Genomic DNA, 14,477 nt, shown 5'->3' with positions numbered 1-14,477 from the left:
TGTTATACAAACTATAAACGCCAATAATTAACTTAGTTGTTATATAATAAATCACTTAGTTGTGATGTTTAAACGTAGTTTGCCTCGTAAGGCGCGCAGTCGCGGAAATGTTTTTTATAAAAATGATTATAACAAACTGTTCTAAACATATTCACGCTTCGCGTGAGATGATAGCTCACCTAACGCGGCAGACTTTGTCTGCCCTACCGATGTTCACCATAAACACATCCTTATCAGATAAATATTATATAGTAAATTATAAAAAATGTAGTTTCGCAAGCTTTGGAAGGGCTGTGACTACACTTTTTAAAGTGTATGTTATAAAAACTATATTGTGTTATACAAACTATAAACGCCAATAATTAACTTAGTTGTTATATAATAAATCAGACTTAGTTGTGATGTGCAAACAGAGTTTGCCTCGTAAGGCGCGCAGTCGCGGAAACGTTTTTTATAAAATGGATTATGACAAACTGTTCTAAATATGTTCACGCTTCGCGTGAGATAATAGCTCACCTAACGCGGCAGACAAAGTCTGCCCTGCCGATGTTCACCATAAACGCCTCCTTATCAGATAAACATTATATAATAGATTATAAAAAATGTAGTTTTGCAAGCTTCGGTAGGGCTGTGACCACACTTTTTTAAAGTGTGGTCACACCATACCAATGTTTATTCAAAAATCTCCTTGACTTTTCTGTCCGGTTTTCTGTTAGGTTTCCATTATTTTTGATAACATCGGCCTCATAAACAAACTTTTAGTTTTACTATTCGTTTAAAATATATTTTAAACTATTAAAACAACAAACTATAAACAGACAAAAAATAATTTATAGCATATTTTTATAGCGTCCGCAGCATTACGCTCGAATGCAAACAATACGCGATACATTTCATATTAAATATTATAAAATAAAATATATATTTTTATTTTATTAATGTTTAATAAAAAATTAAATGTATTTTTATGTATAATTCTGTATTGTAATTATTTTATTTATATGATACCATGTATATAATGATTTAATATTAAAAATTTATTTTTTTAATATTTGATTATAAATAATAATTAAAAGGAGAAAGTACAAATGAAAAAAACAAAGAAGTATCTAAGCTTATTGCTTGCAGGCATGCTGTCAATCAGCACTGCGGTTTTGCCGGTCAATATCTTTGCTGAGGAAATATCCTCAACTGAAATCAATATTGAAGAACCGGCCGAGACTGCAGTCAGCGCCGAAAACAGTGATAACACTCAGTCTTCATCCGACGTTATTCAGGAAACAATTGAAGAAGATTTTTTACCGGGACGGGTTGTGGTCACAATGAAACAAAACCCTGCTTCCGCTTACGGAATCGCTCCATTTTCAAATAACGAAGATTCAATTTTAAGCAATCCGATTTTTGACGGAATTGATATTGCAAACGCTGAAGTTATTTCTTCGGCAAACAACAGCTCTTCATCAGCGGAAAATAATATAATGACGCTCGGCGATACCACTGAGGACGAAGCCGGCGACATTCTTCTGCTTGAATTATCAGACCAGTCAAAACAGGCGGTTTTGGACGCTGTTAATCAGCTTCAAGCAGATGAAGCTGTATTATATGCTGAGCCTGATTATTTATATGAATATTGCGAGACAATTCCAAACGATGAGTCATATTATGACCAATGGGGTCTGCACCGATTACATGCTTCCAAAGCGTGGGATACATTTACCGGAAACCCTGAAATCGTTGTAGGCGTTATAGACAGCGGCATTGATTACACACATCCTGATTTGGCTGACAATATCTGGGTAAACACAGGAGAAATTCCCGGCAATGGAATTGACGACGACCAGGACGGATACATAGATGATACTATCGGCTGGCACTTTTACAAAAACACTAACGACCCAATGGATAACGAATACCACGGCACTCATGTATCAGGAATCATTGCAGCCAAAGGAAACAATGAAATAGGAATAAGCGGTGTAGCCTGGAACACCAAAATTGCTCCGTTAAACGCAGGCGCCGGAAATAGTGAAGTAGACACCATATCAGTTATAAAAGCCCTTGCATACGCTACATTCCATGGGTTTGATATTGTTAACGCAAGCTTTGGCGGCACCGCTTATGGCGGCGGTATGAAAACCGCAATAGAAAGATATCCCGGTTTATTTGTTGCCGGAGCCGGAAACGAAGGCACAGACATTGATGTACATCCTTTCTATCCGGCAGCTTATGACTGTGACAACATACTCTCTGTAGCAAATATGAACGTAAACGGCAATCTCAATTATGACGCATGCTACGGCGCTGTATCAGTGGATCTTGCCGCTCCCGGCACTGATATATTAAGCACATTCCCCGGAAATGATTATTCACCACTGAGCGGAGCGTCTATGGCAACTCCTTTTGTTTCAGGAGCCGCGGCTCTGCTGAAAGGATATAATACAAGCTTAAGTACCGCCGAATTGAAAGAGCAAATTTTATCCAGCGTACAATCTTTTAATGACCCCGACAAAGTATCCAGCGGCGGATGCCTTGATTTGGCTAACCTGTTTACTTCCTCAAACGGAACTGCAAACGACTGTATCCTTGACGCGGGTAAGGATGAATGGTGGACAACTTCCATAGAATGGAATCAATATTCAGGTATTGATGAAAACGAGCCATATATGCAGCAGTGCAGATTTAACATAGACAGTATTGATGTTAGATGCAAAAATGAAACCTACACAGTTCCGTCCAAGACATTCAAATATGACGTGATTGAGGCGAATTATGACTATGAGCCAAACCACGAGTATGAACTCTGTGTAAAGGTAACCTATGACGGCACGGCTGAATATTTTATCGACCCCGGACACAGACAGCTGGAAATGGGTCAGGACAACAAAAAGACAGCATATTTTGATGATTATGCGCTTTTCTGGGTTGCTGATGTTTATTCCGACAGCAACGGTCAGTTATTCTCACACAGCGCTAAACCGGTTGTTCCAAACTACACCTGGTGGAACCACAGCCTGACTTATGACCCGGAGAATAAGCCGAATTCAACTTTGAATATAGACGGTATGCAGGTTTATGCTGACGGAAATTATTACACTGTACCGGCTAAAACAATAAATATGAGACCGGCTGCTAAAACACCTACTATTGCACAGGAACGCTACAACGCACTTGCAGTTAGAATCAGCAAGGACGGCACTGCTGAATACGGAACATACCTTCCATGGTATGACCGGGATAATCCAAAACCTATTTTTGACCAATACGGAATCACAATTCCTATTTTTGATTTTATGTATGGTCCTAACTATGAGCTTTTGGTAACAAAACTTTGGTTTAATAATAATATATATTATCAAAATGACGGAGTCGTATATCCAGGAAAAGATATATGGTGGAATACAGGTATAAACTGGGAACAGTATGCTCCGGACGAAGGTCCTTATTTCCAAAAATGTTTATTTAAAGCGGACTCTATAAACGTTGTCTGCAAAAATCAAACCTATACCGTACCAAGCAGAAACTTCCGTTATGATGTTATTGAAGCCATATACGACTACGAACCCGAGCGCGAATACTATTTAACCGTTAAGGTTAACTATAACGGCGCAGCACAGTATCAGCTGGAAAATAATGTTAACGAGTATAACAGCAACAGCGCAGCTGTCGTTTATTATGACGATTATGCCGTAATGCCAATCGGACGCGTATATTCAGATAAAAACGGACAATTATTCTTTAAGTCTATACTTAATTTTTCTGTCTATACCAACGGACAGTGTATAACACAGATGTCTGCCCCGGTATTAAATACAAATTTAAAATTTAAAGATATTGCCGCGGAGCGTGAAACAGCTGTTGGTTTAACAGCTGACGGCGAGGTTTATGTATGGGGAGACGGCGCATATTATGACCTGGGTCAGGGACAGGTAAAACTGAACCAATATACACCGGTCAAAGTTGAAGGTCTTCCTGAAATCGTTAAAATTGCCAAAGGCAAACACCATGTTTTGGCTCTCGATGTAAACGGAGAAGTATGGGGCTGGGGCAACAATTCCAGCGGTGAAGTTCATGGTGCATATAAAGGCAAAGTGTATGTGCCTTCAAAAATTTCAGGGCTTAGCAATATAACGGATATAACGGCAGGCACCGGATTCAGCGCCGCTATAAAGAGCGACGGAACTCTCTGGACATGGGGTAACAACACAGACGGCAAGTTAGGTGACCGCGGAACAAGCGCAGCAAACGTTCCTGCGCCGGTAACAGGTCTCAGCAACGTATCAAAAGTTACATGCGGAGAGAAGTTTATGGCGGCTCTCTCAGGCGAAACAGTTTACACCTGGGGCAATAATGAAAGCGGACAGTTAGGCAGCGGAACCAACGACAGCACTTCAACACCCACCGCAATCACGGGCAGCTATAAGGACATTGCTGCCGGCAACAGCCACATGCTCGCAGTATCCACATCAGACGAGCTGTTTACATGGGGATACAACTCTGTAGGACAGCTGGGACTGGGTGATAAGATAAGCAGAAACGTTCCGACGTCAACCGGAAAAACCGCCGCAGTCATAGGTGCCGGATATAACCACAGCTTCTATACCGACGGTGAAAGCATCTACGGTTTCGGAAGCAACAGCAAAGGTCAGCTTGGAATAGGAATACAAAATACCGCTCTTACTCCCACTCTTATTGCCGGTTTGAGAAATATTGTCAAGATAGACGGCGGATTCGATTTTACTATCGCTAAAGATAAGGACAACAACATATGGGTATTCGGTAATAATAACGTTGGACAGCTGGGAATATATTAATAAATTTTTAATATTACGTAAAACTATAAAGACAATTACATTTATACGATAAAAACAGCAGACTGAACAATAGAAATAGGCTATTATAAAAAACAGCTGTAGATTATGTGATAGTACAGTACATAAAAATAGGACTTCAAATAATAATGAAGTCCTATTTTTTATCTCTTATATTATTAGAAAATAAATAATTTTCATTATTCTGTTTTAACACAACAGCATTCTTCTAAAATTAACAATTCGTCATAATACTTTTCCGCAGCTGCTCGCCTTACGCGGCAAACTACGTTTGTATTGAGTATACAAATTATTTTTTGAATATTTAAATTAGTGTTGAGTATCCACAAATACCAAAATAAAATGGTTTGACAACAGAAATTCGGGAAATATTCCGGCAAAGTAGGAATAATTATGGGACCCAAAAAATCAAGGTGAAGCTTTGTGAAAAGGGTTACACGGTATCCCGCAGACGGATTGGATGGATTATGAAGCAGGAGGGATTCGTATCTACCTCAATACAAGCAGCACATAGACAAATGTAATGAATCCAAAGAGGAAAACAAAGTAAATAGGGAATTTTCCAACCAACCACAATACAACATAGTAGTCAGTGACTTGACGTATGTAAGAGCAGGAAACAGGTAGAATTACATATGTGTGCTAGTCGACCTGTTTAATTAGGAAATCATAGGTTACAGCGCAGGAAAGAACAAAGATGCTGCATTGGTAGTCAAGGCGTTTAGCAGAATAAATATAAATCCGGAGAAAATACAGATATTTCACACAGATAGAGGAAACGAGTTTAAAAACAGAACACTGGATAAACGCTTGAGATATTCCAAATCGACCGCTCACTGAGCAAGAAAGGCTGTCCCTATGACAATACGGTAACGGAAGCCACATTTAAAATCATAAAGACCGAATTTGTAAAAGGTAAAGAATATGAAACATTAGAACAATTGCAATATGAATTATCGGATTTTGTAAACTGGTTTAACAATCACAGGATTCACTCATCACTGGGCTATATGACCCCGAAAGAATATCGGCTTACTAACCTTAAATAAGTTGTCTAAATTAGTGTTGACTATCCATATTTTAATTTTTTAATTTAGTCGATGCTATCAAGTATCCTTCCTCCAATGAAAGTGTGGTTCGTGTATCTTCTCTTTCGTTGGCAAATAAAACTCAATCTAATAATTTATAAGCCTAAATTCCCCGAAATTTCCTATTATATATTTATGAAAATAATTGAATTTGAAAAAAATATATGTTATAATTTTTGCAATTGGTTTTATATCAAAATATTACAAATATTTAAGAAAGTTTACAAATTTTGAGGTGCCTGCTTATGAAAATATTTTTTAACAAAATATTATATTCGGCTGTTCTTACATGCCTGCTGATAATTGTATTTCAAACAGTATGTTTTGCAGAAGACGGCACGTCTTACGATGGATACATAGTAAAGTTCAAATCAGCTCCCGTAATGCTAGCTGAAGAAAGTGACGTCAATCAGCTCTCACCTATAGTAAAAGATGAGAATATATACACAGTTACAAATGAATCTAAAGAGTTTGTAGACAGCCTAATGCAAGACCAAAACGTTGAGTATATAGAGCCTAATTATATCATCTCGCTGCCGGACAACGAGGAAATAACTGATATCAACGTTCTTTCTGAATCAAACAATTCAAATATTGCAGTTTTAAACAGTCTCAGTTCATTCACTCAGCCAAATGATACATACTATTATAATCAATGGAATATGGAAATGATAAAGTCGCCATACTGGTGGCAATATGGATTGGATACAAAAAACATTAAAATAGGAATAATAGACAGCGGGTCACCTGACAGACATCCTGACATAACTCAAAATATTGCGCCCGGAGTTGACTACACCGGAACCGGAATTTATGATACATATGGGCACTCGACATTTATATCGGGAATATTAGCCTCTGACACAAATAATCTTATGGGAACTGCCGGTATTCTTCCAAGTTCCACTGTTATACCCTTCAAAGTGTTTACAGAGAAAAAAACTGACAGCGCTATAGTTATCAAAGCCTTTTATGACGCCGTTGATGTTTATCAATGTGATGTAATTAACCTAAGCCTGACATTTGACAGCTATATAGAATCTTTTAAATATGCTATAGAACATGCCGTGTCAAAAAATATCATAGTAGTTGCTGCGGTCGGAAATGACGGAAATAAAGAAACAGAAATAGCTACTACAATAAAATATCCTGCCGGCTATGATAATGTAATCGGAGTTGGTTCACTTACATATTCCAAAAAGAGGGCTTCACACAGCCAATATAACTCTTCTGTAGATGTTATGGCTCCCGGTGAAAGTATTTACAGCAGTTCTTTAACTAAAGACGGTAAAAACAATCTGATACATTCCTATTCCCGCGGCACCGGCACATCATACGCTACACCTCATGTGACTGCGGCCGCAGCAATAGCAAAATATTTTAATAAGGATATTACCCCCGCAGAATTTCTTGAATTAATAGCTGAAACTTCAGACCATCTAGGCGACGACGGCAAGAATCCTGAATATGGATACGGAGCTCTCAATATACAAAATATAATTGAAACTTTAAGTCCAAGTTTTGCCCCGGCTCCTACCTCTGCCCCTGTAAGCTCACCCGAATTGCACACCGAAATATATCCTTTGGTATTTGACGCTGATTTAAATTCATTAAAGAGTTCTATTCAGCTTTATAATGATACCGATAAAAATAAATTTGTAGACTGCTATGTAGTTTCATACACGGAATCCAGCGACGCTGATGGTGAATTGGTTGAACATGTGACAGGTTCAATAGTTAAAAACGACGTTGAAATTCCGGCAAGCGGTCATAAGACTCTTCCATCGCTTGTTCTGCCTGTAGATAAGACAGGTTTGCGCTCATTAATAAGGGTATTTATATGGGACGATAACATGCAGCCGCTGATGGCTCCTTATGAATATGAAGTAAAATATTAATATTTAATATGTTTGTCCAAAATTCCATTATTTGACATTAAAAATCTGAATAAAATACAATCACCTCTAATACTATCTATATATGAGGTGATTTTTTATGTTTGTTGTCAGACTGAAGACGCTGGTATTTTTTTCAGTTATATTTATTATTTCAGTTGTAGTCGGTATAGTGGGATTCTCATCTTTGAGAAATAATGATTCACAATTTGGTTTCGCCGAAAGTTTTTCTGAAGATGACCGCACATCAGTTGAACTGCCTATAATTATGTACCATGGATTGACCAAGAACCCATCTAAAGTAAACGCTTACGTTATTCCCATCTCTTCATTTGAAGAGGATTTAAAATATTTGAAAGAAAACGGATACACTACTGTTTTGATGGAAGATGTTATAAATTACGTCGACGGGAATGAAGCTTTGCCTGAAAAGCCAATAGTTTTAACTTTTGACGATGGGTTTGAAAATAATTTAGAATACGGCCTTCCTCTTCTTGAAAAATATGATATGAAGGCGGTCGTTTCAATCGTTGGTCAATATGCTGAAAAGTTTTCCAGTATTGACGACAGCAATCCTGAATACGCATATCTTACCTGGGACAATATAAAAGAGCTTGTGGACAACGACAGGCTTGAAATAGGCAATCACAGCTATAATATGCACATGCTTCCGGGTGATAAAAACAATAAAGACAACAGAAAAGGCGTGGGGCAAAAAAACGGCGAGTCTGACGAAACATACAGGGAAAAATTTATAGCCGACACAGAAAAAAACCAACAGCTGCTAAAAGATAACTGCGACATCACACCAGTGACATATGCTTATCCATACGGTGAGATGTGCAAAAATTCCGAGGCGATATTAAAAGAGCTGGGATACAGAGCCACGCTTAGCTGTCTTCAAAAAGATAACTATATAACACAAGGTAACCCGGATTCATTATATTGTTTATCCAGATATTTGAGAAGCAATACTAAATCGGTTGCTCAGTTATTACAAAAATAAAATGCAATAGTATTCTAATCATTGATTGCAACGGAAGACAGCTTTATTGATTTAAGGTAAATGCTACATTTCTTAAAATCATTAGATTTAATAGATATATTATAATTTATACTTTCCCTATAAAAAATTTAAATAATTTTAAACTTATTAATTAAAAAGGGTTCAATCGAACCCTTTTTAATTTGACATCAACGCATTTATTAAAATATCAATTCTATAATATTTTTTAAAACCGTTTTAATTTTTAATAAAAACCTACAATTTTCACAATTATTACCTGCAATGTTTTATATTTTCTCTCTTTTCAACTTTTTTACTGTCGTTTACAATAATTTTCACAATATCGGTTTCTTTGCTATAATAAAATCACATTATCACAACTGTTGATTGCTGTAAATTTCCACTAAATTTTTTATTTTCCAAAATAAGTTTAACAATTTTTCTGATATTATCGTGCTAAGTCTCTCGGAGCCTTTTTACTTTTCATTAATTTTATATCTGTTGGCAGAAACGTTTCTCAAAATCTTTTTTGATTATAGACAACGTTTAGATGTTGCTTATAACTAAAAATTACAGAGACAGCTTCGTAATAATTTTCTACATAACAAAAAACGGTTCCGCCCATATTATTAGACGAAACCGTATCATGCTAAATAACAAATACTTTTTTAAAAATTTTCATAATATAATCATTGCTAAATATTATTTTAACACGTATTTTTAAGCCGCATATCCCAAAACTACCCTTTCTATTCCACCTAAATCAGGAATAATCTCTATATTCCTATATCCCGCCTTAAACATTAAATCGGCGACGTCACCGGCTTGACCTATCCCAACTTCAAACGCTGTCATTCCGCCTTTTTTAGGAACCGCTTTTTTAATTATAATACGGTAAAAATCAAGACCGTCATCTCCGCCGTCTAATGCGGCAACAGGCTCGTATTCTATAACCTCCTGCTGAAGCTCAAGTAAATCATCCGTCTTAATATACGGCGGATTTGAAACTATCACATCGAATTTTGGCTCTAAATCCGAAATTCCATCACGAATATCTCGGCAGACAAAATTCATTTGCTTTGTCACCAAATTTTTTTCAGCATTCAGCACAGCAACTTTTAGCGCCTCTTCTGATATATCAAGTTCAGTCACAACGGAGTTTGGCAAATATCTTGCCATACTGATTCCAACACATCCGCTGCCGCTTCCTATATCCAAAATCCTGATTTGCTCAGATACGTTCTTATACCTCTCAATCACTGTTTCTACTAAAATTTCTGTATCCTGTCTCGGTATCAAAACATTTTTGTTAACGATAAAATCAAGAGACATAAACTCAGTTTTTCCAACTATATACTGCACCGGCATACCTGCCAGTCTGCGGTTCAAATACGCGTTCACCTCTATAGCCAGCGCGTCCGGCACAGATATATCCTTAGTTAATAATTCATCCTTTTTTAAATCCAAAACGAACATAATTATCAAATCCGCATCAAGCTCAGGAGATGATATATTGGGTTGTTCTTTTAATCTATTATGCGCGTTTCTGCGCAATTCCTTTAATGTCATAAAATCACCTTCTGTCTAACTATGCGAGTCAGCCTTTACCACACATCCGCAGTCTTATCCTCCGGTATCACAGCTTTCAGCGACCTTATAGCAACCTCTATCTGGTCATCCTCCGGCTCATTGGTAGTTATAAGCTGAAACCACATTCCAGGAGCGCTTATAGCGCGGGTAAACCAATTGTCATGCCGTCCCGCAAACTTTATAATTTCATAAGAAATTCCGGCTACTATCGGGAGTAAAAGCAGTCTTAATATAAGTCTCCAAATTGCCCACGGCATAGCTGAAAACATTACGCCAATCACAGGGATATGAGTAAAGCTTTCCTGCTGCCACGGTATAATCGAAAACACCAATATACTTATCACCATAACTATCAGCAAAAAGCTGGTACCGCAGCGCGGGTGCAGTCTTGATTGAATACGAACATTCTCAACCGTCAGCGGCAGTCCGCTTTCATAGCAAAATATAGATTTATGTTCTGCACCATGATACATAAACACACGTTTTATATCTTTCATCTGTGCAACCAATGATAAGTAAACTATAAAAATAGCAATTCTTACAATACCCTCTATAAGGGTCAAAACCGTATTATTATGCACCTGCATAAAATCAGTCAAAAAACCAGCTATCAATGTCGGCAGCAAAATAAACAAACCAATTGATAAAAACATGGAAAAGATAACAGAACAATAAATTATAACATTCATTGCTTTTTCTGAATCCAGCTTTTTCTCCAGCCAGGCCTCAAACTTTCCCGGCTCCTGCTCAACTTCGTTTCCATCGTCATCCACGTCAAAAAACTTAGCCGAAAACATAAGTGATTTTACGCCGACAATCATTGAGTCAAAAAAGTTAACGCACCCACGGATAATAGGCAGTTTTACAAACTTGCTTTTTCTGCCTTTTCCAAGAGGCTGTTCATCAACAACTATTTCTCCGTCGGGCTTCCTTACCGCAGTAGCAATTTTTTCGGGACCTCTCATCATAACTCCCTCAATCACAGCCTGTCCGCCTATAGACGTCTTTTTTGCTATACCGCATAAATTTTGAACGCTGTCAGTTTTATTCTGATCGACCTCATCTAAAACTCCGCTCATTTGCGAAGATTTAATCTCATTTTTATTATCATCAGATAAATTCATATACACACCATCTCTTTCTAACTCTATCACCAAACAAAATAATAATATCACATTAATAACAAAATTTCAATGAACATACTGTTAACAATCAATGTCCCAACGGTTTTTCACTAAGCAAATCACGCTCGCAGGTTAAGTCGGCATGAAGCAGGTCCAAAAATACGATTAGCAAGATTATTGTGGCTCCCCATATGGCTTTGCCTAAGAATAATCTGCATAAAACAGTAGAAATTATACCAAAAAGCACAAAGGTTCCTAACATACACAAATGCTTAACACTTCTGCCCAAACTATCCGACTTTCCCTTCCTCAGCCATTTGACAAAATTTATACCAACCTGTCTTAAATGATTGGTACAGAAAGTTGTCGACATTGGCGTTCCCTCCGCCTGTCTAAACGTATTATACTGCATTGAACAGATAAAGTTTACAGCTACCTGCGTTATCTGATATGGGGCGGTTTCAGGAAGCAGACCAAGCATAAATGTTACTAAAACCTCTATACCTACAAGCAGAGTATCCCAGCGAACCAAACCAAACTTTTTAACATGAATTGGCAGCGCCTCTGAGAGCACGGCTCCTAAAAAATATGCAGAAATAGGTATCAGCAAATATGCCGCACCGCTCAAATCCCATTTTCCGATCGCCATAGCCAGCAGTACAAAATTAGCCGTTTGAGCATTGCAGAACACTCCGCCGCGGATTGAGTAAGTATACGCTCCCAGGAAACCTCCAACGCCCATTAGACCAATAAATATAATCAATCTCTCACATTCTAAAAATCTTTTTTGACCTTTATTTATCATAATCTCTAATACAGCCTCTTTCTATACTTTTTCTGCTGTTCCTCTGAACGTTTCCTCGGCATTCTTGATACAAACGCACTCCGGATTTCAGGTACAGTTTGATATTCACCGCAGTTTCTATCAGACGCTGAATTTGTACCGGTTTCGCTTTCTCTGCTTTGATTTGTAAATCTGATTCTCTGCATCATTTTCATCTGCATTCCCTGCTTTTTCAGTGCCTCTATGGCTCTTTCAAAGTTATCCTCAGAACGTTTCAATTTTTCCTTTTGTGAAAGCATGACAAGCATAAATACAAAACAAAGAACCGCAATAATAATTAGTCCCAAAACAAGTATTTTATTTTCATTCTGAACCGTCTCTAATATTTTAGTATACTGATTTCTCAAACTGTTTGAATACTGTTCATATGACTGTTCAATCCCGCCCGATACGGCAGAACTTTGTATCACTACACTGCCCGGAGCCTCAAGCTCAGCGTCAGGAGTATCAGAAAGCTGAACGTTTATTCCGTTGTTCTCCAAAAACGTCACAACTGAACTCATGGGTATCGCCAAAGATATACGGTCAGCGTCTTCAACCTTCATATTATTGACACCAATAACCTGACCTTTTTGATTGAGCAGAGGACCACCGCTGTTTCCGGGATTTATAGCCGCGTCTGTCTGAATATAATGCACTCCGTTTAACTGCCTGTCTGTTGTTGATAAGATACCTCGGCTTACCGTAAATCCCATTCCCTGCGGAGAGCCTACAGCGTATACGTCGGTGCCCAAAGGCGGAATATCCTCAGTCATAGGTATTGTCGGAAGATTGCCGCCCAAAACCTCTATCAGGCTCAAGTCTTTAGCCTCATCAGAAGCTATAAGACGGCCGTTGTACAAACCTCCGTCCCTTGTCTCAATTGTATAAGTTGTTGTAGTACTCACAACATGCTGGTTTGTCACTATCTTATCCTTTGAGATAGCAAACCCTGTTCCAACTGAATTCATAGAGTGAACAACCACCACAGAATCGCATATCTCATCCATATCAAACTCTATCGCGTATCCGCAAATAGGAAAACAAGAGAGCAAAACCAAAAATAACAATACTGCCGTTCCGATTTTCTTCATAAAATAACCTCATTTTTCTGTTCCGCTGACCCTTATACTTACTTCACCGCTGTCCAAAATCCTGCTTTCGCCGCTGTCCAGCTTTAGAACCAAAGCACCGCTTTCGTTTATATCCTGAACTAATGCAAACTCTCCCGTGTTTAATATTTTTATTCTTTCACCAAGTACCATAGAACGACTTTTATAATCTTCAATATAATCTTTGATTACACAATCACCGTCGTCACAACGGACAAAATCCAACATCTGATTAATAATTTCGGCGGCAATCACATTTCTGTCAATGTCCGTGCAGTCCTCAGAATCAGACAAGGCTCCTGCAACTTTGGCGAGCTCATAAGGAAATCCGCCGCCAAACACATTAACTCCTATGCCAATAATCACGCTGTCTACCATACCTGTCTCAAGGTCGGTCAGCGCTTCGGTCAATATGCCGCATATTTTTTTGCCATTAAAAAACACATCATTTACCCATTTTATCTGAGGTTCCAGCCCAGTGGATTTTTCTATAGCCTTCGATACCGCAACCGATGTGACAGTTGTAAGCCGTACGGCGTCTACAGCCTTTATCTGAGGGTGAAACAGGAAGCTTATATATATGCCTGATCCCGGTGGTGAATAAAAACTTCTGCCCCGTCTCCCTTTTCCGCCGCTCTGCTCCTCAGAAATAAATATACGCACATCAGTAGTTTTATCATTTAAAGCATATTCTTTGGCCACGTTATTAGTCGAGCTGACCAATCGATGGATTTCTATACTATCAGCAATCTTAGGATTATTTAAGTGTTTTTTCATTTCAATTACCGACAACACATTGCTTTTATTCAAAATATAACCTGAATTTCTTTTTGCGGATATATTATATCCATCTTCTTTAAGAGCGGTCACAGCTTTCCAAACCGCATTTCTTGATATTCCCAAATTTTCCGCCAAACGTTCCCCTGATACGGGCGTTTCTCCGGAATTTAAAAGTATTTCAAGAACCTCTGCTTTTGTGTTTCTTTTTTCCAAAATTTTCACCTTAGTTC

The 14,477-nt window shown here is 38.1% G+C and carries 8 protein-coding genes and 1 pseudogene; 4 read left to right on the top strand and 5 right to left on the bottom strand.

Annotated features, from left to right (window positions below; translation table 11 throughout):
• The first annotated feature begins 1,088 nt into the window (after nt 1-1,088).
• The 4 genes and pseudogenes from B9O19_RS10655 to B9O19_RS10635 all read left to right on the top strand — a co-directional run bounded on the left by B9O19_RS10655 (nt 1,089) and on the right by B9O19_RS10635 (nt 8,818).
• A complete protein-coding gene (locus B9O19_RS10655) occupies nt 1,089-4,811 on the top strand; it encodes an RCC1 domain-containing protein (RefSeq protein ID WP_102366395.1) in 3,723 nt (1,240 codons plus the stop codon).
• Between the two features lie 365 nt (nt 4,812-5,176).
• Nucleotides 5,177-5,878: pseudogene (locus B9O19_RS12065) on the top strand (IS3 family transposase); the annotation flags it as partial.
• Between the two features lie 284 nt (nt 5,879-6,162).
• Complete coding sequence (locus B9O19_RS10640; RefSeq protein ID WP_102366392.1) at nt 6,163-7,815, top strand: S8 family peptidase; 1,653 nt, start codon at nt 6,163-6,165, stop codon at nt 7,813-7,815.
• Nucleotides 7,816-7,912: 97 nt separating this feature from the next.
• Nucleotides 7,913-8,818 carry a polysaccharide deacetylase family protein gene (locus tag B9O19_RS10635; RefSeq protein WP_102366391.1) on the top strand — a complete coding sequence of 302 codons (906 nt, stop codon included), beginning with the start codon at nt 7,913-7,915 and terminating at the stop codon, nt 8,816-8,818.
• 720 nt (nt 8,819-9,538) lie between these two features.
• Here B9O19_RS10635 and prmC read toward each other — a convergent pair.
• From prmC to B9O19_RS10610, 5 genes are all read right to left on the bottom strand, one after another.
• Nucleotides 9,539-10,387, bottom strand: coding sequence for a peptide chain release factor N(5)-glutamine methyltransferase (gene prmC / locus B9O19_RS10630; RefSeq protein WP_102366390.1), 849 nt, complete (start codon nt 10,385-10,387; stop codon nt 9,539-9,541).
• Between the two features lie 35 nt (nt 10,388-10,422).
• Nucleotides 10,423-11,532 carry a DUF1385 domain-containing protein gene (locus tag B9O19_RS10625; RefSeq protein ID WP_306560509.1) on the bottom strand — a complete coding sequence of 370 codons (1,110 nt, stop codon included), beginning with the start codon at nt 11,530-11,532 and terminating at the stop codon, nt 10,423-10,425.
• 88 nt (nt 11,533-11,620) lie between these two features.
• Nucleotides 11,621-12,337 carry a YoaK family protein gene (locus B9O19_RS10620; RefSeq protein ID WP_102366389.1) on the bottom strand — a complete coding sequence of 239 codons (717 nt, stop codon included), beginning with the start codon at nt 12,335-12,337 and terminating at the stop codon, nt 11,621-11,623.
• A gap of 5 nt (nt 12,338-12,342) precedes the next feature.
• Nucleotides 12,343-13,449, bottom strand: a complete 1,107-nt coding sequence (locus tag B9O19_RS10615; protein ID WP_102366388.1) for a S1C family serine protease — start codon at nt 13,447-13,449, stop codon at nt 12,343-12,345.
• A gap of 9 nt (nt 13,450-13,458) precedes the next feature.
• Nucleotides 13,459-14,460 (bottom strand): biotin--[acetyl-CoA-carboxylase] ligase, encoded by a 1,002-nt coding sequence (locus B9O19_RS10610; RefSeq protein ID WP_158648988.1) that lies wholly within the window; start codon nt 14,458-14,460, stop codon nt 13,459-13,461.
• Between the last annotated feature and the right edge of the window lie 17 nt (nt 14,461-14,477).

Origin of the sequence: Monoglobus pectinilyticus (genome assembly GCF_002874775.1) — a bacterium.
Classification (GTDB): Bacteria; Bacillota; Clostridia; order Monoglobales; family Monoglobaceae; genus Monoglobus; species Monoglobus pectinilyticus.
This window is presented reverse-complemented; position numbering and strand designations above follow the sequence as displayed.